This is a genomic window from Streptomyces caatingaensis (genome assembly GCF_001187435.1).
Classification (GTDB): domain Bacteria; phylum Actinomycetota; class Actinomycetes; order Streptomycetales; family Streptomycetaceae; genus Streptomyces; species Streptomyces caatingaensis.
This window is the reverse complement of record NZ_LFXA01000002.1, coordinates 991616-1010757: the sequence shown is the minus strand read 5'-3', so window position 1 is coordinate 1010757 and position 19142 is coordinate 991616. Positions and strand designations below refer to the sequence as shown.

Here is a 19142-nt window from a genome sequence, read left to right as displayed (position 1 = left end):
ATGGTGGACGGACGCCTGTGGACGGACGCCTACGGGCCGGGCCGGTGCGGACCGCCGGCCGGGTCGCCGGCGGGGGCGGCGCGGGCCGTCGCCAGCAGCCAGCCGACGCCGAGCAGGGCCACGATCAGCAGCCCGCCGTCCGAGAAGAGCGTGTAGAGGTGCTTCTGCTCGACCGTGGGGCGCGGCAGGTAGCCGTACTCGAAGAGGGTGCGCTCGTAGCCGGTGGCCGTCAGCTGGTAGACCAGCCAGACGGCGATGCCGTTGACCGAGTCCCACAGGGCGTGCAGCACGGACACGCCCAGGTAGGTGGCCCACACCCGGCCGGTGAGCCGGAACCTCCCGCCGCGGCGGCAGCCGAAGAGGGCCCCGCCGAGGATCGCCGTCCACAGCCCGTGCCCGAACGGCGCCAGCAGCCCGCGCAGGATCTCGGTCTCGACCAGGCCGCGCAGCGAGATGGTGCCGCGCACGGTGAACAGCGCGTTGAAGGCGTAGCCGGAGCTCTCGAAGGCGGCGAAGCCGAAACCGACGGCCGCGCCGAGCACCAGGCCGGCGCGGACGCCGTGGATCTCGCGGCGGCGCCGCACGAGGAGGACGAGGGCCGCGCCCTTGACGGCCTCCTCGATGAGGCCGACGCCGAGGAAGAGCCAGACGGAGGGGTGGAGCAGGTAGTACTCCAGGACGGACGCCCCGAGCACGCCCAGCACCCCGCCCACCACGAAGCAGCCGATGAGCAGGCCGGCGCCGAGCCGTTGCCCGTACCGCTCGGCGGCCCAGAGCGCGAAGCAGCCCGGGGTGAGGAAGCTGCCGAGCAGGATGAGGGTCGGCAGGAGGTTGGTGTTCTGGGTGGTGAACGTGACGATCACGGCCAGGACCCAGAGGGCGAGTCCGCCGAGGAGGCAGCGCAGCCAGAGGCGGGAAGGGGCGGGGGGCTCCGTCCGGGGCGGCCAGTGGGGTGGCTGGGGTGGGTGAGGCGAGGACATGTCCTCATCAGACGCCTGTCCCCGGGGGCGCGCGCTTGGTGGGGGCCGAGCGGGTGAGCGCGGCGCACGGGGCTGTGGGCGGCGGCACCGCCACCTCACCGCCTCGCCAGGCGCACCCCCACCGCCCCCAGCCACACCCCCACCAACCCCAGATGCGCCCGCTGCGCCACCCCGTGCCACCCGGGGTGCCCGAACAACGGCCCCACCGTGCACACCGCCGCCACCAGCGCCACGACCGGCACGGCCGGGGCCCACGCCCCGCCCCTCCGCCCCGGCAGCATCGCCATCGCCCCGAACAGCGCCGCGTGCACCAGCGCGCTCGTCGCCGTGTGCCAGGGATTGACCGCCTCGCACCCCGCCTCCACCGACGCCGCGCACCGCATCGGCACGATCACGTCGGCCACGGAGAAGACGCCGAACGCCACCAGGCACCACCACCCCGCCGGCTCCCTCCCCCGCGGGCCCCCGCGGCGGGCGAGCGGCAGGGCCGCGGCCACCACCAGCCCCGCCGCGGTGAGTTCGAGCGCGCTGAAGAGCAGCCGGAACGGCTGGTCGGCGGCGTAGAGCTCGCTGACGTAGGAGTGGCGCGGATCGAGCCCCGTCGGCAGGGCGAACTCCAGCAGCCAGTCGTTGTAGACGACGGCGGCCGCCAGCAACAGCCCCGCGCCGCCGGGGCGGGCGACGGCGGCGGGCGCGGCGGGCGGCGGTTCGGACGACAGGGCGTCCCTCCTGACGGTCGGGGCACCGGGGTGCCCGGAGGTCCCGCCCCGGAGCCATTGTGTGGGGCGGAACCGAAGGGTCCGCAAGCGGACGGCCGCCCGTCCCCCGGCTGCCCCGGCAGGCGGGTGACCGCGGCCGGGGGAACGTACGGTGGAGCCGGCCGCCATCGGACGCACCGGACGGGAGGCGCGCGATCCCGGTGAACCCCCCGACCCCGCTGCTCCGTCCCTCCCCCCGCGCCTGGGCCGAGGCCCTGGCCGTGGTCGCCGCGGCCCTGGCCGCGATGGGCGCGGTCGCCGCGCTGGGCCTGTGGGCGGCGGGCGCCGCCGGCCTGCCGTCCGGCGCCTTCCCGGCGGTGCTCGCGGCCACGGTCGCGTCCGCCGTGGGCGGGACGGTGGAGGTGACGGCGGGGGCGGGCCTCCTCGGCCGTACGGGCGCCACGCTGGCGGCCGTGCCGCTGTCGGTGACGCTGGCCGGGGCGCTCGCCGCGGGCGCCGCGCTGCTGCGACCGCCCCGGCACGGACCGCCGTCCGGCCCGGCGGAGCTGCCGGCCCGCGCCGCCCGCGCGACGGTCCTGTGGCTGCTCGCGCTGCTCGGGATCGCCCGCGCGGGCCGGCACACCTTCCGCGTCGGGCTGGGCAGTTCGCTCCTCGACGAGCTGGGGGAGGTGCTCGGCGCGCAGCCGACGGCGGGGTTCCGCGCGGACGTGGGCACGACGCTCGGCTGGGGCCTGGTGTGGCTGCTGGCGGTGAGCGCCGTCGCGGTCTGCGTCTCGCGCCGTACGCCCCTGCCCGCGCCGCTGATGCGGCTGCGCGAGGCGGCGGGTCCGGCGGTGCGCGCGGTGTCCGGGCTGCTGCTGGGGTACGTGCTGCTGGGGCTGGCCGTCGGGCTGGCCGTGCCGGCTGCGCACGGGCACCCGGCCCGGACGGCGGCCGTGCTCCTGCTGGGGCTGCCCAACCTGGCGTGGCTCGCGCTCGGCGTGGGCCTCGGCGGGGCGTGGGAGGGCGGCGTGCCCGGCGCCGGCATCGGCCTGCCGGTGCCACCCGCCCTCGCCGCGGTGCTGCGCGAAGGGGGCGGTGCGGACGCGACGGTGGACCTCGCGTCGCTGTCCCGGCACGACGGCCGGGCCTGGGTGCTGGTGGCCGTCGCCGCCGTCGCCCTGGCCGCGGCGGGGTTCCTGACGGCCCGTGCCTTCCCCGCGCCGCTGTGGCGGCAGGGCGTCCGCCTCGCCGTGGGACTGGCGGCCGGCCTGTGGGCCGCCGGTGCCGCCACCGGGCTCTCGGCCCGCTACGGCCTGTCGCTGCTGGGCATCGGCGAACTCGGCACGTTCGGGCAGGCGGTGCGCCTGCGCGCGCTGCTGCCCCGGCTGTGCGGCCTGGGTGCCCTGTGGGGGCTGGTGGCCGGGGTACTGGGCGGCCTGGCGGCGCGGGTGGTGCCGGGCGGGGGCCGCGGGGGAAGGATGCGCGGTACGGGCCCGGGGCGGCCGGGCCGGGGGTGACGGAGAGGGGGGACGGGCGATGACGGCGGACGGTCCCCGGCGCCCGCGGGACGGGCAGGCCGCGGCGAACGTGCCCCGGCACCCGCCGGACCGGGGACGGCCCGCCGGCGAAGCGCGGCGGCTGCCCCTCTTCGTCTACGGCACGCTCATGCCGGGCCTGCGCAACCACGCCTGGTTCCTGCGCGGCCGGACGGTCGCGGAGGTGCCGGCCCGGCTGGCCGGCGCGGTGCTCTACGAGGGGCCGGGCTACCCGCACGCGGTGGCGGCGCCGCACGGCGAGGTCCACGGCGTCCTGGTCACGCTCGACCCCGCCCGGTACGACGCCCTGCTCGCCGGCCTCGACGAGCTGGAGGGCTGCGTGCCCGGCGACCCGGGCAACCTCTTCGACCGGGTCGAGCGCGAAGTGGTGCCCGGGACGGGCGGCACCGCCCGCGCGTGGGTGTACCTCGCCTCCGACCGCGTCGCGCGCCGACTCCGCGTCACCGGCAGGCCCGTACCGGGCGGCGTGTGGCGGGGGTGACCGCCGGGCGGTACGGGTGACCGCGTCCGCGCACCGCGTCACCGTCCGTCTCACATCCTGAGCCGATCCGAACTCGGGCGACTCCGAAGCGATTTGAGCGGTCCACGAGGACAAGTGGACAGGAAGTCGCACCCTGTTCACCCATTGTCGATCTCGTGTAAAAAAGTTGATCACCTGTGTTAACACCAGGTGAACTCTCTTCTCATGCGCATGCCAACGCTGGCAGGTTCGGCGCGGGACCACAGGGTCCCGCGGTGCACAAGTGACAGCACCGCCCGAAGCCAGGCGGCCCGGCCACGCGCCGGGCCGCCACTACGCAAAGGGCGCGAACAGTGCGTACATCCCCCACAACTCGCGGACGAATACTGACTGTCGCCGTCGCGGTGGCAGCGGCGGCGACCCTGGCCGGCGCGGCCACCGCCGCCCCGGCAGGACCGTCCGCACCCGGCGCCCCCGTCTCCTCCGCCCGGGCCGGCGGCGCCGGCGCGACCCAGGCCGCCGGCGCCGACGTGGTGAAGGCGGCCCGCGCCGCGGCCACCGCCCACGCCAAGGACACCGGCGTCGGCGCCAAGGAGACGCTCGTCGTCAAGGACGCCCTCGTCGACCCGGAGGGCAAGCGCCACGTCCGCTTCGAACGGGCCTACCGGGGCGTCCCGGTCGTCGGCGGCGACCTCGTCGTCCACCTCGACGCCAAGGGCGGCTACCTGGGCGCGACCCGCGCCGTCGGCCACCGGGTCGCCGTTCCCAGCGTCACCCCGAAGCTGACGGAGCGTCAGGCCGCCGCGAAGGCCGCGGCGTCGGCCCGCGGCACCGCCGGGAAGGCGGAGCTGGTCGTGGACGCCACCGCCGGCAAGGCCGTCCTGGCCTACCGGGTGACCGTGACCGGCGGCCACGCGGCCGAGAAGGGCGCGCTGCGCGCCGTGACCGTGGACGCCTCCTCGGGCGAGGTCCTCTCCACCACCCCGCTGACCGACGCGTTCATCTCCCCGAAGCTCAAGGCCGCGCTGCGCGCCAAGGGCCGCACGGCCGCCCCGCGCACGGGCGCCACCGCCACGCCGAAGGCCCCCGCCGGCACGTCGACGACGGGCTTCCCCGCCCAGGCCACGGGCACGGGCGCCTCGATCTTCGACGGCTCGCTCCAGCTGACCACCACGCAGACCGCGCAGAACTCCTTCACGCTCAAGGACCCCAGCCGCGGCGACGCCGAGACGCGCGACGCGGGCGGCAAGGAGCTGGAGAGGTTCGCGGACGGCAAGGCGCTGACCAACAGCACCAACCGGTGGGGCAACGGCACGGCGTCCGACCCGGTGAGCGCCGCCGTGGACGCCCAGTACGGCATCACCAGCACGTTCGACTACTACAAGAGCGTGTTCGGCCGCAACGGCGTCAAGAACGACGGCAAGGGCCCCGGCGCCCTGGTGCACTTCGGCGACAAGGTGGGCAACGCCTTCTGGTCCCCGGACTGCGGCTGCATGCTCTACGGCGACGGGGACGGAGAAACGTTCAAGCAGCCGCTGGTGGCCCTCGACGTCACCGGGCACGAGCTCTCCCACGGCGTGATCGGGGCGACCGCGAACTTCCAGCCCACCCGGGTCGACGCGGCCGGCAACCAGTTCGGCGAGGCGGGCTCCCTCAACGAGTCGTTCGCCGACATCTTCGGCTCCGGCATGGAGTTCAGGACCAACAACCCGGAGAATCCGCCCAATTACCTGCTGGGCGAGAAGCTCGGCCTCGACCAGCAGTTCCTGCGCCGGCTGGACAAGCCCTCGCTCGACAGGCTGGAGGGCACGGTCGACTACTGGGACAAGGGCTCCTACGACCGCGAGGTGCACGCCGGTTCGGGCGTCTCGTCGCACGCCTTCTACCTGCTGGCCGAGGGCAGCGGCAAGAAGACCATCGGCAAGGTCGCGTACGACTCCCCCACCTACGACGGCTCGACGGTGACCGGGATCGGCCGCGACAAGGCGGAGCAGATCTTCTACCGGGCGCTCACCCGCTACATGGTCTCCACGACCGACTTCCACCAGGCCCGCACCGCCACCCTCCAGGCGGCCGCGGACATCTACGGCTCCGGCGGCACGGAGTACAAGGCCGTGGACAAGGCGTGGGCGGCGGTCAACGTGACCGCGGCCAACACCCCGTCGGCCGGGCACTGACCGGCGCCGTTCCGGCTCCGGCCCGGCGGGGCCGCTCACACCCGCCGGGCCGGTCGCACGTCCGGCCGCCCCTCACACGGCTCCGGTCAGCGGCTGCTCGGCCCAGATCGTCTTGCCGCCGGCGGTGAACCGCGTCCCCCAGCGCCGGCACAGCTGGGCCACCAGCAGCAGGCCCCGGCCCCCCTCGTCGAACGCCCGGGCCCGCCGCATGCGCGGCGAGGTGCTGCTACCGTCCGAGACCTCGCAGATGAGGGCGCCGTTGCGGATCAGCCGTAGCCGGACGGGCGGTTCGGCGTGCCGGATGGCGTTGGTCACCAGCTCGCTGACCACCAGCTCGGTGGTGAAGGCGAGGTCCTCCAGCCCCCACTCCTCGAGCTGGCCGAGGACGCGCTTGCGCGCGTCGGCCACCGAGGAGGGGTGCGGCGGCAGCTCCCAGTCCGCGACCTGCCCGCGGTCCAGCGCCCGGGTGCGCGCCAGCAGCAGCGCGATGTCGTCGGCGGGCCGCTCCGGGAGCAGCGCGCCGAGCACCTGGTCGCAGGTGCGGTCCAGCGAACCGGACGAGCGGCCCAGCATCTCCCGCAGCGTCTCCGACCCGGAGCCCGGCTCGGGGCCGTCGCCCCCGACGAGGCCGTCGGTGTAGAGGGCGAGCAGGCTGCCCTCGGGGAGTTCGAGCTCCAGCGACTCGAAGGGCAGCCCGCCGACGCCCAGGTGGGGGCCGCTCGGCAGGTCCACGAAGCGGGCCGGGCCGCCGGGCGTCACCAGCACGGGGGGCGGGTGGCCGGCCCGGGCCATCACGCAGTGGCGGGTGACCGGGTCGTAGACCGCGTACAGACAGGACGCGCCCATCTCCCGCGGCTCGTCGCCCTCGGCGGCGCGGTCCTGGCCGAGCTGGAGGACGAGGTCGTCGAGGTGGGTCAGCAGCTCGTCGGGCGGCAGGTCGATGTCGGCGAGGGTGCGGACGGCCGCCCGCAGCCGGCCCATGGTGGCGGACGCCTGGAGCCCGTACCCGACGATGTCGCCGACGACGAGCGCCACCCGCGCGCCGGAGAGCGGGATGACGTCGTACCAGTCGCCGCCGATCCCGGCCTGCGAAGTGGCGGGCAGATAGCGGGAGGTGACGTCGACGGCGCTGTGGCTGGGCAGGCGGGCCGGCAGCAGGCTGCGCTGGAGGGTGAGCGCGACGGAACGCTCGCGGGCGTAGCGGTGGGCGTTGTCGATGCACACGGCGGTGCGGGCGCCGATCTCCTCGGCGAGCGGCAGGTCGTGGGCGTCGAAGGGCTCGGTCGTGCCCGAGCGGGCGAACAGCGCGAGGCCGACGACGGAGGCACGGGCGTTGAGCGGCAGCAGGAGCAGGGAGTGGACGCCGTCGGCCTTGCCCCGGCCGTCGTCCGTCCTGTCGTGGCCGTCGCCCGCCGTACCGGACAGGAGGCCGCACGCCTCGGCCCACTCCCGGACGCCGGGTTCGTCGATGCCGTGCAGGGAGGGCTTCCCGGAGGCGAGGGCGAGGGCGGGCGGTGAACCGGGCGGCACGGTGTAGGCCGTGGCGGCGGGCGGGGCGGGGCCGTCCGCGACCGTGCGCCAGGCGGTGCGGCGCAGCACCGGGGCGGCCGCCGGGGTGCCGGACTCCAGGAGGTCGACGCCGACCGCGTCGGCGAAGCGGCCGACCGTCGCCTCGGCCAGCTCGACGGCGGTGCGGGTGGCGTCCAGGGTGGTGCCGATGCGCGCGGACGCGTCGCCGACCAGGGCCAGCCGCTGCTGGGCGCGGTACTCCTCGGTGATGTCGAGGGCGGCGATGGACACGCCCTGGACGGCGCCGTCGCCGTCGGTCAGGGGGGTGAAGAAGCACGCGGTGGCGCGCTCGTGGCCGTCGCCGGGGGCGGGGAAGTAGTTGTCGGTGCGGACGGGGTCGCCGGTGCGCAGGACGCGGGCCGCGATCTCGGCGAACTCCTCGAAGGGCTGGCCGGTGAGGAATTCGGTCATACGCCGGCCGCGCATCTCCTCCTCGGTCATGCCCACCAGCCGGACCATTTCGTCGTTGACCCGCACGAGCCGATTGTCCCGGTCATATACGGCGATGCCGATCGGGAACTGGACGAAGGCCCACTCCCCGAATGCGGCGGGGTCGTACCGCCTGTTCCTGGGATCCTGCTCGGCGTTCGTGTCCATGAGGTCTTCCCGTTTCTCGCTGTGCGGCCCGAATGCCGGCCGTCCGCTCGCTCCCGCGGCAGGTCGGACGGTGTGGTGCCGCCGTTGTCCGGGCCTTTGTGATTGTTCCCGCGCGGCCCTCCGGCCAATCGTCACGGCGGTTCCGCGGCCCGTTCGCCCTCCGATCGGTGGACGCTGTTTCCGCTGGTCCGCCCCCTCATCGGGGGATGGGGGCCGGATGACCGCCGGCCTAGCCTGGACGGGAATTCACCGGGCATTCCACGTCTTTCGCACCAACGCACCGGGAGATACCGTGACTTCGCCGAGGAATTCCTTCCACCGGGCCTTCCCCCGGGCCCGCCGCGGATCCGCCGCACGGGGCTGCCGGGCGAATCCGCGGCGGATCCGGCTGAACGGCGGCGGGCCGGCGCGGCGGCCGGTCGTGGACGAGCTGGCGACCGGGCGCTGCGGCACGGGTGCCGAGCTGCGCTTCCGGGCTCCGGAGGTCTTCGCCTTCCGCCGGCTGACCGTGCCGCCGGGCGGTTCGACGGGGTGGCACTACCACGACGGGCGGCTGCTCGCGGTGGTCGCCGAGGGCACGCTCGCCCGGTACGAGGCCGACGGCGGCGGGCCGGTGCGGTACGCGGCCGGGGAGGCGCTCGTCGAGCCGAGCGGGCCGGACACCGCGCACCTCGGGGTCAACGAGGGCCCCGGGCCGCTGGTCCTGTACGTGCTGTACCTCGGCGACCCGGGCGACCCGCCGGCCCGTCGGGTGCCGGAGCCGGTGCCGGAGCGCGTCCTCCGGGAGGGGTGACCGTGGACGGCACGCGGACGGGCCGCTTCGGCCCGGCGCTGGTGGTGTGCTGTGCGGCCGTCCTCATGGTCGGCCTCGACTCGACGGCCCTCAACGTGGCCCTGCCGGCCGTCCAGCGCGAGCTGCACGCGTCCGTCGCCGGCATGCAGTGGACGCTCGACGCGTACAACATGCTGGTCGCCTCGCTGATCATGTTCGCCGGGTCGGCGGCCGACCGGACCGGCCGGCGGCGGGTCCTGCTGGCGGGCTTCGCCCTGTTCTCGGCCGGCTCGGCGCTGTGCGGCCTGGCGTCCTCGACCGGGGAACTGATCGCCTTCCGGGCGGTGCAGGGGCTGGGCGGGGCGGCGCTCGCCCCGGTGTCCCTGTCGGTCATCAGCCACGTCGCGCCGGACCGGGCGCGGCGGGCGCGGGCCATCGGCGTGTGGACCGCCTCGTTCGCCATCGGCATGGCGGCGGGTCCGCTGCTGGGCGGGGTACTGGTGTCGGCGGCCGGCTGGCGGTCGGTCTTCTGGATCAACCTGCCGGTGGGGCTGGGCGCGCTGGTCCTGGCGGCGCGCCGGCTGCCGGAGTCGCGGGCCGCGGTGCGGCGCCGCTTCGATGTCGTCGGCCAGTTGCTGGTGATCGCCCTGCTGGGCCCGCTGACGTACGCGATCATCGACGCGCCGCACCGGGGGTTCCGCGCGCCGGCCGTCCTGGCCGCCGTGGCCGTCGCCGCGGGGGCGCTGGCCGGGCTGGTGGCGTACGAGCGCCGCCGGGCGGACCCCTTGATCGATCCGCGGTTCTTCCGCAGCGCGCCGTTCAGCGGCGCGGTGGTCGTCTCGCTGGGGGCGTTCGCGGTGCTGGGCGGGTACCTCTTCCTCGGCACCCTCTACCTCCAGGACGCCCGGGGGCTCTCCCCGCTGGCCGCCGGCGTGTGGACGCTGCCCCTGCCCCTGGCGACGGTCGCCTGCGCCCCGCTCGCGGGCCGGCTGCTGGCCCGGCGGGGCCCCCGCCCGCCTCTCGTCCTGGCGGGCGCGGCGCTGACCGCCGGCACCCTGCTGCCGGCCCTGTCCGGCCCGGGCCCGGCGGCCCTGCCGTTCCTCGCCGGTTCGGCGTGCGTGGGCGCCGGGATCGGCCTGGTGGACGTACCGGCCACGCACCTGGCGGTCGCGGGCATGCCGCCGGATCGCGCGGGCGTCGCCTCCGCGGTCAGCACGACGAGCTGCCGCGTCGGCGTGTCCCTCGGCGTCGCCCTGGCGGGCGCGGCCCTCGCCGCCTCCCTCCCCGCCGGCGCCGCCCCGGGCCTCACCGCCTTCACCACCGCGGCGGGCCCGGCCTGGTGGCTGCTCACGGGCTGCGCGGCCCTCGTCCTCTCCCTCGGCGCCCTGGTCACCGGCGCCCGGGCCCGCGCGACGGCACACCGGGCGTCCTCACGGCCCCGCGAACGGGCCATGGGCGTCCCCGGCTGAGGAGCCCCGCCAAGGGAGCGCGCCTTGACGGCGCCGGGGGGCTGGCCGCCGGGGGCTGCCCGTGCCTGGCACCCCCATGGATCCCCCGCCCTGCCCTTCTCCCGAAGCTCCGGACCGGTACTTCTGGAGTGATCACGAATGGCGACATCGTCGCAGGTCAGCGGAGTGCGGCAAGGTTTGCTCCCCACAGAACAGAGGGGCTCCCACAGAACAGAGGGGATGGGGAAGCTCCAGAACCCTCTCACGAACACCGTCTCCACCGAGACCCTGCGAGGGGTCCACTGCGTGCGCCTCTCGGTCCTGGCCGATGAGACGACCAGCCCGGAGCGGCGGCGCGAGGCAGACGACCTTGCCGCTGCCGCTCTTGGCATCGTCTCCGGCGCCGGAGACGGCCTCCGCGAAGCCGTAGGCCTTGACGCGTCGGCGTCGAAGACGTCGGGCGTAGGCGTATCGCCGGCGGGTGAGCGTATGCCCCGTGCGGACGACAGAATGCCCCGACCCGTCGAACTGGGCCGTGCACGGAGGACAGTGCGATCCCCCCAACGAAACCCCCTCGGTTGAGGGGGTTGCGTCCTTCCCCGCGTCGCGGGAGCCCACTTGGGAGCAGCCGGCGAACCGCAGTTTCCTTGGGTGATCCAGGTTGCAGGATCCGTGCGTGTACGTCGCCTGTAGCGACCATGCCGAGCGGGACCTGTCCGAACGCGGGCTGACGGTGACCGCCGAGCGCGGAACCGTGAAGAACGGCGCGGCAACGATCGCAGGGCGGTTCCGCACCCAACTTGCCTGTTACATACGCAACTTCGGACTGTCGCCGGGTTCCCGCACAGCCATCACCGCCCCGGAACCCGAGAGGACGACGACTCGGACGTGTGGGACTGACCGCCAGGGACCTTCATTGTCATGAGATTTCGATGGGTCTTCCCCTATTACGGATTCGATGTGAGCCAGCGCATCCCGTAGGTTACGTGGGGCCGCGTTCATGGACTTCCCGTTTTGTGCGGCATTACTGAGCAATCCAAGCGTGCGGGCAGCATCAATCTCGTCAGTAGTAACCCACCACGTCCAGGCGGGATCACTGCTCCGCTCACTGTCTTGGAGGAGGGAACGGGCAAGATCGAAGGATCGAACGGCTTCCGATTCCTGCCCGGACCCGGCCAACCCTTTCGCTTCGCGAACCCTGCAGATGGCTTCGACGCGGGGGGAGATGCGCCCTTGCTCGATGACGGATCGCGCAATTGCCAATTCTTCACGGGGGCGCCCTGTCCACCCTGCCTGCATGGCCATGTTCTGCATGACCAGTAGCTCAATCGCTCGGTCCCCTGAAAGCTTTGCCAAGAACAGGGCTTCTTGGTGGGACCTACGGGCAGCACTGTGTTTTTCAGCGTCGAACAGCGCCCATCCCGCAACTTCGGCCAATTCGGCTGCCGCTGCCTGGATGTCGCGTTCCTTTTTCCGATCGTAGTCACCTTCCCCTAGGCGAGGGTGAACCTTCTTGAAGGAGCGCGCAGCCACGTCTGCGATCGGTAAGCCGTTCGTTTCATTGTCCAACGCGATGAGGTTCTGCGAGAGTTCGCGGATGGCCGCATGTCTTCCGGCGCTGTGCCAGGCGCTTCCGCTTGCCTGCCATGCCCGTACTCCGTCCGGCTGCCGCCTTCCCTGGTCAGGGTAGTCCGTGCAGCCAACGTGCAGCCCAGCTGCGGCAGTTCTGCCGTGGTCCTGCTCACCGCGCTCCGGTTGGCTGGCCAGACGCAGGCACCCCCGCGACGCGGCGAACGCCCGGGGGCATGGACCACCTGAAAGAGGCAGGCAGCCATGACAAAGCATAGGCAAGTGCCACCCAGAACGGACACTGGGGCAGGAACCGACCAGGGGGGCCGATTCGGCGGCTGAGCCCTCACCGACAGGACGTACATCGTCGCCGACGCGGCTGCCCTTGCCCCAGTCGGTCACGGCCAACCCGCGTTCCCGAAGGACCCTGATCGCGCGACGAGCGGTCTCGCGCGCAACGCCACGACGCCCCGGCCTCCCGGCGCCCTCCGGGCAGCGGCCCACGCGGCCGGTGGCAGGTGCCCGACCGCACGGGACCGACCCCCGCCCGCAGCGGGCTCCACGCCACCCAGGCAGGCCGTGCGCGCCCGCGCCCCGGCGGCGACGCCCCCGCGCACGCGGGCGGAGGCGTCGCCCGACGCGGCGTCAGCGTCCCGCGGGCGGCGGCGACGACGGCGGCATCGTGCCGACGGGGGGCAGGTCGGAGCAGCAGTGGCGGCAGCGGGTGGCGGCGGTCGGGACGTCTTCCGAGAGGCAGGCGGGGCAGGTTCTGACCGGGAGGGGCTCGGCGAAGACGGTGACGCCGCGGCGGGCCTGGACGTGCCGGTAGGGCACGACGATGAGGAAGTAGACCACGGCCATGAAGATGAGGAAGTAGACGACCGCCGAGATGAACGCGCCGATGTCGAGGTAGGTGGCCTTGTTCCCCGTCCGGCCGAGCTGCCAGCCCAGGCCGAACGCGTGGCCGCCCTGGGCGCTGGCGATGACGGGGTTGATCACGGAGTCCGTGAAGGCCTTGATGAGGTTGCTCAGCGCCAGCGCGATGATCAGTCCGACGGCGACGACGACGATGTCGCCGCGCATGATGAAGTTCTTGAATCCCTTGAACATGACGGTTCCTGGTGTCGGGCATTTCGGACGAATTTCACCGAACCGTACCGTTTCACCGTCGCCATTCCCCGTCAGGAAACCGACGAGCCGCCCGGGTCGCCCCGGACGGCTCGTCGCGTCCGCTCCCGTCCGCCGCCGCTACCGGGCGCCGCGGACGGTGAAGAGCAGCCGGCGGGAGAAGAACGACTGGTCGCCGTTGTTCACCGAGATCCCGCTGTCGGCCTTGACCACGTCGCGCGGCGCGGACTTGGCGACGGACAGCCGCAGCCGGTAGACGGCCGTGGCGCCCGGTGCGAGGACCTTCTTCCCCGGACGCAGGGTCGCGCCCATGCCCGGGTCGCAGCCGCCGGCGGTCAGGTCGACCCTCTCCCAGCCGCGGCCGGGGCGGTACTGCTGGAGCAGCAGGTCCTTCGGGGTGAGCGCGTGCTGCTTGCCCGCTCCGTAGGCGAAGTAGGTGGCGCCCAGCGCCGGGTAGGCGCGGTTGGTGGTGTTGCGGACCGTGAGGGTGAAGGTCCGCGCCGCGCCGCCGCGGGTCAGGGCGGGCGTGCCCTGCCAGCCGCCCACGCTCACCTGGGGCCGGGTGGCCGTCACGGTGCGGGCGGGGGCCCGGAGGGTGCGGCCGCGGCCGTCCGTGACGGAGGCGTTGACGGTGAGACGGCCGGGCCGGTCGAGGTCCTGGAAGCGCAGCGCCACGGAGTACGGGTGGCGGGCGCTCGCGTCCTTGGCGGAGACCGGGAAGGTGAGGGTGCCGCGCTGCGGCCAGCTCCCGCCGCCGGAGCGGGAGTCGAGGTCCACCCAGGCGTGCCGGGCGGGAACGTAGCGCTGGACCGTCACCGAGTCGGTGCTGAAGCCGTGGCTGGCGAGGTCGAGCCGCGCCGTGCCCTTGGTGACCGGGGTGCGCAGGGTCAGGGCCGCCTTCGACCACAGGCCGATGGGCGCCTGGGCGTTGGCGACGGTGAAGGAGACCTTGCCGGTGGTGGCGGAGCGCGACAGGGACGGCGTCCCGTCACCGGCCGCCGCGGCGGCCGCCGCCCCGGGCGCGGCCGCCGCGGCGCGCAGCGCGCCGCAATCGGGCGCGGCCGGGGTGGCGGGGGCCGCGGGGGCGGCCTGGGCCGACCACGCGGTACCCGTGAGCACGATCCCGGCCGTGAGCGCCGCCACCGCGCCCCGGGCCGTCTTCCGCACGACCGACGAGCGTCGCTGTGCGACTCTTGATGTCATCAACTGCCCCCGCATTCGGGTTGTGTCCGCCTCTGCTCGGTTCGGCTGGGGAGAGGGAGTTCCCCCGCTCAGGGTTCCCCTCCCGCCACGGCCGGACCCACCCGTTCCCACCCTCGCCCCAAGAACGGGTGAACGCGTGTGGTTCCGGCTTCCGTTCGGCGAACACTAGCGGGCCGTCAGGAACGGCGCACCAGCGCCCCGGCCTCTTCGGCCGCGGCCGGCCGCGGGGGCCTCCGCATCAGCAGGTGGACGGCCGCCGCGGCGGCCGCGAGGAGGGCGGCCGCGGTCAGGCAGGCGGTGTGCAGGCCCGTGACGTGGGCGGTGTTGACGGCGTGTGCGGTACGGGCGGGCAGCTCCGCGGTCCGGCCGAGGCCGTGGCCGCCGCCCGCGGCGACCGCGCGGGCGAGTTCCCCGGCGTCCGTCCCGCCGGCCGCGGGCAGCCGCTCGCGCAGCGCGGCGGCGAGACGGGCCGTCAGCACGGCGCCCATGACGGCGACTCCGGCCACGCCGCCGACCTCGCGGACCATGGCGAGCGTGGCGGCGGCCATGCCCGCCCGCCGCGCGGGAACGGCCGTGGTCACGGCGATGGAGACGGGGGTGAGGGTGAGTCCGAGCCCGGCGCCGAGGACGACCAGGACCCAGGCGAACTCCGCGTAGCGCGCGCCGCTTCCGTACGCGGAGAAGGCCGCGAGGCCGGCGGCGAGCAGGGCGAGCCCGGCGGTGAGCGGCGGCCGCGGCCCGAAGCGGGCGGCCGCGCGCCCGGCGGCGACGGAGGCGACGGCCGTCGTGAGAGTGGCCGGAAGCAGGGCCCGGCCCGCCTCGGTGGGCGAGAGGCCCAGCACGTACTGGAGGTGGAGGGCCAGGTACACCACGAGCCCGAAGAAACCGAAGGCCGTCACGAACGCCGCCCACGCGGCGGTGCCGGCGACCCGGTCCGTCAGCAGCCGCAGGTCCAGCATCGGTGCGGGGACGCGCAGTTCGACGAGGACGAAGGCCAGGAGGGCGAGGACGGCGACGGCCCCGGCGCCGAGGACGCGGGCCTCGCCCCAGCCCCGTACGGGCCCCTCCACCAGGGCGTACACCAGCGCCCCCAGGCCGGTGGCGACGGTGATCTGGCCGGCCGGGTCGGGCCGGGCGCCGGCGCGGGGGATCCGGGGCAGCACACGGGCCGCGAGCAGCAGGCCGGCCGCGCCGACGGGCACGTTGATCCAGAAGACCGCGGGCCAGCCGAAGTGGTCGACGAGGGGTCCGCCGACGACGGGACCGAGGGCGAGGCCCGAGCCGGACACCCCGCTCCAGACGCCGATCGCCCGGGCCCGCTCGCGCTCCCCGGTGAAGACGTGCCGCAGGATGGCGAGGGAGCCGGGGGTGATCAGCGCCGCCCCGACGCCCTGCACGGCCCGGCCCGCGATCAGCGCCGGCGGGCTCCCGGCCAGGGCGCACAGCGCCGAGCCGCCGGCGAAGAGCGCGAGCCCGGCCGCGTGGACGGGCCGGCGGCCGAGGCGGTCGCCCAGGACCCCGCCGCCGAGCAGCAGCGCGGCGTAGGCGAGCCCGTACGCCTCCACCACCCACTGGAGTCCGGCGGTCCCGGCGCGCAGGTCCCGGCCGATGTCCGGCAGGGCGGTGGTGACGACCAGATTGTCGAGCATGGCCATGAACAGACCGGAACAGAGGGTCGCCAGGACGAGCCGCTTGCGGCCCGGCGAGCAGGTCTCCACACCTCTCCCCTAACAACGTTAGACAGCGGAACGCCGCAAGCTTCGACCTAACAGTGTTAGATTGCAAGTCCCCGTTCCCGGGCGAGGCAGGAGGCACCCGCCATGGCAGGCCGCAGGACAACCGGAGCCCCCGGCGTGACCAGGGAGAACCTGGCCGACGCCGCCCTGCGGCTGCTGGAGCGCGAAGGGCCCAAGGGACTCTCCATGCGCAAGGTCGCCGCCGAGGTCGGCGTCCAGGCCGCCTCGCTCTACTGGCACGTCCGGAACAAGGAGGAGCTCCTGGACCTCGCGGCCGACGCGCTCTGGGAGGGGTACGCCCCCCTGCCCGAGGGCCGGACGGTCACCGCGGAGGCGTGGCGCGACTGCCTCGCCGTCGCGTCCCACCGGCTCCGCGCCCACCTGCTGGCGCACGCCAACGCCGTCCGGGTGCTGGCCGGCCGCTTCGCCCCGGGACCGCGCTCGCTGGGGCCGATGGAGGAGATCCTCGCGCTGCTGCGCGGCGTCGGCTTCGGCCCGGCCGACACCGCGGACGCCGCCTACACGCTGCTGACCTGGGTGCAGGGCTTCGTCCTCCACGAGGCCGTCCCGATGTCCGCCGCCGAGGAGCACGGCGCGACCCCGGGGGAGGCGGCCGCCGAGGCGCGGGAGCGGCTGGCGGCGCTGCCGGCCGAGCGCTATCCGCACCTCGTCGAGCTGGCCGGGGAGCTGAGCGGCCCGGGCATGGACAGCCGCTTCGCGTTCGGCCTCGCCCGGCTGCTCGACGGGCTGGAGGCGCTGCGCGCCCGCTGACCGCCGCTTGGGGGCCGGGGGAACCGTGTGATGTGCTGTGGCGTCCCCCCACTCCCGTACCCGCACGTCAGGGAGGCGCCGCAGCATGGCCCGCATACCGATACCGAAGGCACCGCCGCAGGGGCGGCGTCCCCCGAAGGCGGTGCCGTCGGACGGTCCTCCCCCGCGCCGGAGAAGCACCGCGCTCTCGCGGCTCCCCGGCCTCGGCCGCTTGGACGCCACGGACCGGGCGGTCCTCGGCCTCTACGTCCTGACCCGGATCGCCGTCGCGGTCACCGTGTACTGCACGGCCTGGTTCTTCGCCCCCGGCCCCGAGGACCGGCACCCGTCCTCGTTCCTCTCCCTGTGGGAGCGCTGGGACTGGGGCTTCTTCCAGCGCATCGCCGAGAACGGCTACTTCGCCGAGCCCGGCGCGCCCGGCTCGGCCCGGCCCGACAACCGCGAGGCGTTCTTCCCCGGCCTCCCCCTCGCCCTGCGCGCCGTGCACACCGTCGTCCCCGACTGGACGGCGGCCGGTCTGCTGATCTCCTTCGCCGCCGGGGCCGTCGCCGTGGTCGCGCTCGCGCGGATCGCCCGGCTGCACCTGCCGCCGGAGACCGGGGAGCGGGCCGGGCCGCTCGCGGCGCTGTTCCTGCTGGTCTCGCCGTGCGCGGTGTTCCTCGCCGCCGGCTACACCGAGGCGCTCTTCCTCGCCTTCGCGCTGCCCGCCTGGCTCGCCGCCCGCCGCGACCGGTGGGCGCTCGCGGGCCTGCTGGGCGCGGCGGCCACCACGGTGCGCATCAGCGGGCTGTTCGTCGCGGCGGCCCTCGCCGCGCAGTTCCTGCTCTCCCGCCCCCGCGGGCGGGAGTGGCGCGCGGCCGGCTGGCTCGTCCTCCCCGCGCTGCCCGCCCTGGCCTACAGCTGGTACCTGTACGGCGGCACCGGCGACTGGATGGCCTGGAAGCACGCGCAGGAGCGCGGCTGGTACCGGCAGTTCCACACGCCGTGGGAGGCGTGGAAGCACACCTGGGACGGGGCCTTCGCCCACTCCAGCACCACCGGTTACGCCGTGATGTTCCAGGCGGAGCTGGCCGCCATGGTCGTGGGACTGCTGCTGCTGGCCTTCCTGGTGGTGCGCCGCCGGTGGCCCGAGGCCGTCTACATCGGCCTGAGCCTGTGGGCGCTGGGCACCTCGTACTGGTACATGTCCGTCCCGCGGGCGACGCTGCTGTGGTGGCCGCTGTGGACCGCCCTCGCGGTGGCGGCCGTGCGAAGACCCTGGCTGCGCGGCGCCTACCTGTGCGTGGCCGCCCCGCTGGCGACGGTGCTGACGCTGGTCTTCACGACGGGGAAGTGGGCGGGCTGACGCCCGCGCCGGGGACGCCGGCGACGCCGGGGGCGCACGGAGGGCGGCCGCCCCCGACTCCCGTGGCCGCGCGGCGACTCCCGGCGCCGCGCGGCCACGGGCGCGCCGCCCGGGCGCGCACGGCGCGCCCGGAGCCGCGTCAGCGCTCCCCCGGCACCGCCTCGCGCTCCCCCGCGCCCCGGTCCGCCGTACCCGCCCCGCCCGCCGCGTCCAGGGTCCAACTGGCCAGCAGCCGCAGGGACTCGGCCGACGGGGAGCCGGGCTCGGCGTGGTAGGTGACGACGCTCTGGTCGGGGTCCTGCGGCAGCACCAGCGTCTCGCAGTGCAGGGTGAGCCCGCCCACCACGGGGTGGCGGAACTTCTTGACCCCGTAGCACTTGTCCCGCACGTCGTGCGCCGCCCACAGCCTGCGGAACTCGTCGCTCTTCATGGACAGTTCACCGATCAGGGAGGCCAGCGCCGGGTCGTCCGGCCAGGAACCGGCGTGCATGCGCAGCAGGGCGACGATGTCGGCCGCCTTGCGGTCCCACTCCGCGTACAGCTCCCGGCTGGCGGGGTCGAGGAAGATCAGCCAGGCCATGTTGCGGCGCTGGGCCGGGAAGGCGCCGAAGTCGCCCAGCAGGGCGGCCGCGAGCCGGTTCCAGGCCAGCACGTCCATGCGCCGGCCGAGCACGTACGCCGGGACGTTGTCCATGGTGTCCAGCAGGTTCCGCACGGCGGGCCGGACGCGCTGGGGGTGTGCGGCGCCGCGCCCGGCCCGGGCGGCCGGACGGGCGAGCTGGTGGAGGTGGGAGCGCTCGGCGTCGGTCAGCCGCAGCGCGTCGGCGATGGCGTCCAGCACGGCGGCCGACACGTTCCGCCCGCGGCCCTGCTCCAGCCGCGTGTAGTAGGCGACGCTGACCCCGGCGACCTGCGCCAGCTCCTCCCGGCGCAGCCCCGGCACTCTCCGGCGGCCGCCGAAGGCCGTCAGCCCGACGTCCTCGGGTGCCAGCCGCGCGCGGCGGGAACGGAGGAACTCGCTCAGTTCGGTGGACCGGTCCATACCTCTCAGTATGCGGGGTGACCTGCGGCGCAGGGTGGTCCTGCCAGTGGTAGGACAGGCCAGCGTAGGTTCGGCGGAGGTCTGGCCC

At 75.0% G+C, this 19142-nt stretch carries 16 protein-coding genes; 8 read left to right on the top strand and 8 right to left on the bottom strand.

The genetic code is table 11. The annotated features are described in order from the left end of the window. Positions 1-29 precede the first annotated feature (29 nt). Positions 30-980, bottom strand: coding sequence for a PrsW family intramembrane metalloprotease (locus tag AC230_RS05070; RefSeq protein WP_049714681.1), 951 nt, complete (start codon positions 978-980; stop codon positions 30-32). A 95-nt stretch (positions 981-1075) separates the two neighbouring features. After that, on the bottom strand, positions 1076-1786 hold the full coding sequence (locus AC230_RS05065) for a DUF998 domain-containing protein (RefSeq protein WP_241833075.1): 711 nt from the start codon (positions 1784-1786) through the stop codon (positions 1076-1078). A 113-nt stretch (positions 1787-1899) separates the two neighbouring features. On the opposite strand from AC230_RS05065, the gene AC230_RS05060 reads away from it, so the two are divergent. The 3 genes from AC230_RS05060 (at position 1900) to AC230_RS05050 (ending at position 5874) form a co-directional block, all read left to right on the top strand. Further along, complete coding sequence (locus AC230_RS05060; protein WP_049714680.1) at positions 1900-3198, top strand: streptophobe family protein; 1299 nt, start codon at positions 1900-1902, stop codon at positions 3196-3198. Between the two features lie 19 nt (positions 3199-3217). Next, entirely contained in the window at positions 3218-3718 is a 501-nt protein-coding gene (locus AC230_RS05055; protein ID WP_078870954.1) for a gamma-glutamylcyclotransferase family protein, read from the top strand. A gap of 383 nt (positions 3719-4101) precedes the next feature. Beyond that, entirely contained in the window at positions 4102-5874 is a 1773-nt protein-coding gene (locus AC230_RS05050) for a M4 family metallopeptidase (RefSeq protein WP_078870953.1), read from the top strand. A gap of 72 nt (positions 5875-5946) precedes the next feature. On the opposite strand, the gene AC230_RS05045 is transcribed toward AC230_RS05050, so the two are convergent. After that, a complete protein-coding gene (locus AC230_RS05045; RefSeq protein ID WP_049714679.1) occupies positions 5947-8040 on the bottom strand; it encodes a SpoIIE family protein phosphatase in 2094 nt (697 codons plus the stop codon). Positions 8041-8332: 292 nt separating this feature from the next. On the opposite strand from AC230_RS05045, the gene AC230_RS32410 reads away from it, so the two are divergent. The 3 genes from AC230_RS32410 to AC230_RS30735 all read left to right on the top strand — a co-directional run bounded on the left by AC230_RS32410 (position 8333) and on the right by AC230_RS30735 (position 11185). Further along, positions 8333-8833 carry a cupin domain-containing protein gene (locus AC230_RS32410; protein WP_053160993.1) on the top strand — a complete coding sequence of 167 codons (501 nt, stop codon included), beginning with the start codon at positions 8333-8335 and terminating at the stop codon, positions 8831-8833. 2 nt (positions 8834-8835) lie between these two features. After that, positions 8836-10281, top strand: coding sequence for an MFS transporter (locus AC230_RS05035; RefSeq protein WP_053161035.1), 1446 nt, complete (start codon positions 8836-8838; stop codon positions 10279-10281). Positions 10282-10936: 655 nt separating this feature from the next. After that, positions 10937-11185 carry a P27 family phage terminase small subunit gene (locus AC230_RS30735; RefSeq protein WP_241833074.1) on the top strand — a complete coding sequence of 83 codons (249 nt, stop codon included), beginning with the start codon at positions 10937-10939 and terminating at the stop codon, positions 11183-11185. Here AC230_RS30735 and AC230_RS33430 read toward each other — a convergent pair. From AC230_RS33430 to AC230_RS05020, 4 genes are all read right to left on the bottom strand, one after another. Continuing rightward, positions 11068-11829, bottom strand: coding sequence for an NsdA family TPR-like regulatory protein (locus tag AC230_RS33430; protein WP_241833117.1), 762 nt, complete (start codon positions 11827-11829; stop codon positions 11068-11070). The two genes, AC230_RS30735 and AC230_RS33430, sit on opposite strands and share 118 nt — an antisense overlap. Before the next feature lie 645 nt (positions 11830-12474). Continuing rightward, positions 12475-12939, bottom strand: a complete 465-nt coding sequence (locus AC230_RS05030; RefSeq protein ID WP_049714678.1) for a large conductance mechanosensitive channel protein MscL — start codon at positions 12937-12939, stop codon at positions 12475-12477. 138 nt (positions 12940-13077) lie between these two features. After that, entirely contained in the window at positions 13078-14124 is a 1047-nt protein-coding gene (locus tag AC230_RS05025) for a hypothetical protein (protein ID WP_078870952.1), read from the bottom strand. A gap of 212 nt (positions 14125-14336) precedes the next feature. Further along, the gene (locus AC230_RS05020) at positions 14337-15878 is read right to left on the bottom strand and encodes an MFS transporter (RefSeq protein ID WP_049714677.1); all 1542 of its coding nucleotides are present in this window, start codon (positions 15876-15878) and stop codon (positions 14337-14339) included. 135 nt (positions 15879-16013) lie between these two features. Here AC230_RS05020 and AC230_RS05015 point away from each other — a divergent pair, with 135 nt between their 5' ends. Then, positions 16014-16667, top strand: coding sequence for a TetR/AcrR family transcriptional regulator (locus AC230_RS05015; RefSeq protein ID WP_049714676.1), 654 nt, complete (start codon positions 16014-16016; stop codon positions 16665-16667). A gap of 85 nt (positions 16668-16752) precedes the next feature. Continuing rightward, positions 16753-18012 (top strand): mannosyltransferase family protein, encoded by a 1260-nt coding sequence (locus AC230_RS05010; RefSeq protein WP_107082046.1) that lies wholly within the window; start codon positions 16753-16755, stop codon positions 18010-18012. A 139-nt stretch (positions 18013-18151) separates the two neighbouring features. On the opposite strand, the gene AC230_RS05005 is transcribed toward AC230_RS05010, so the two are convergent. Beyond that, positions 18152-19054, bottom strand: a complete 903-nt coding sequence (locus AC230_RS05005; protein ID WP_053160992.1) for a helix-turn-helix domain-containing protein — start codon at positions 19052-19054, stop codon at positions 18152-18154. Between the last annotated feature and the right edge of the window lie 88 nt (positions 19055-19142).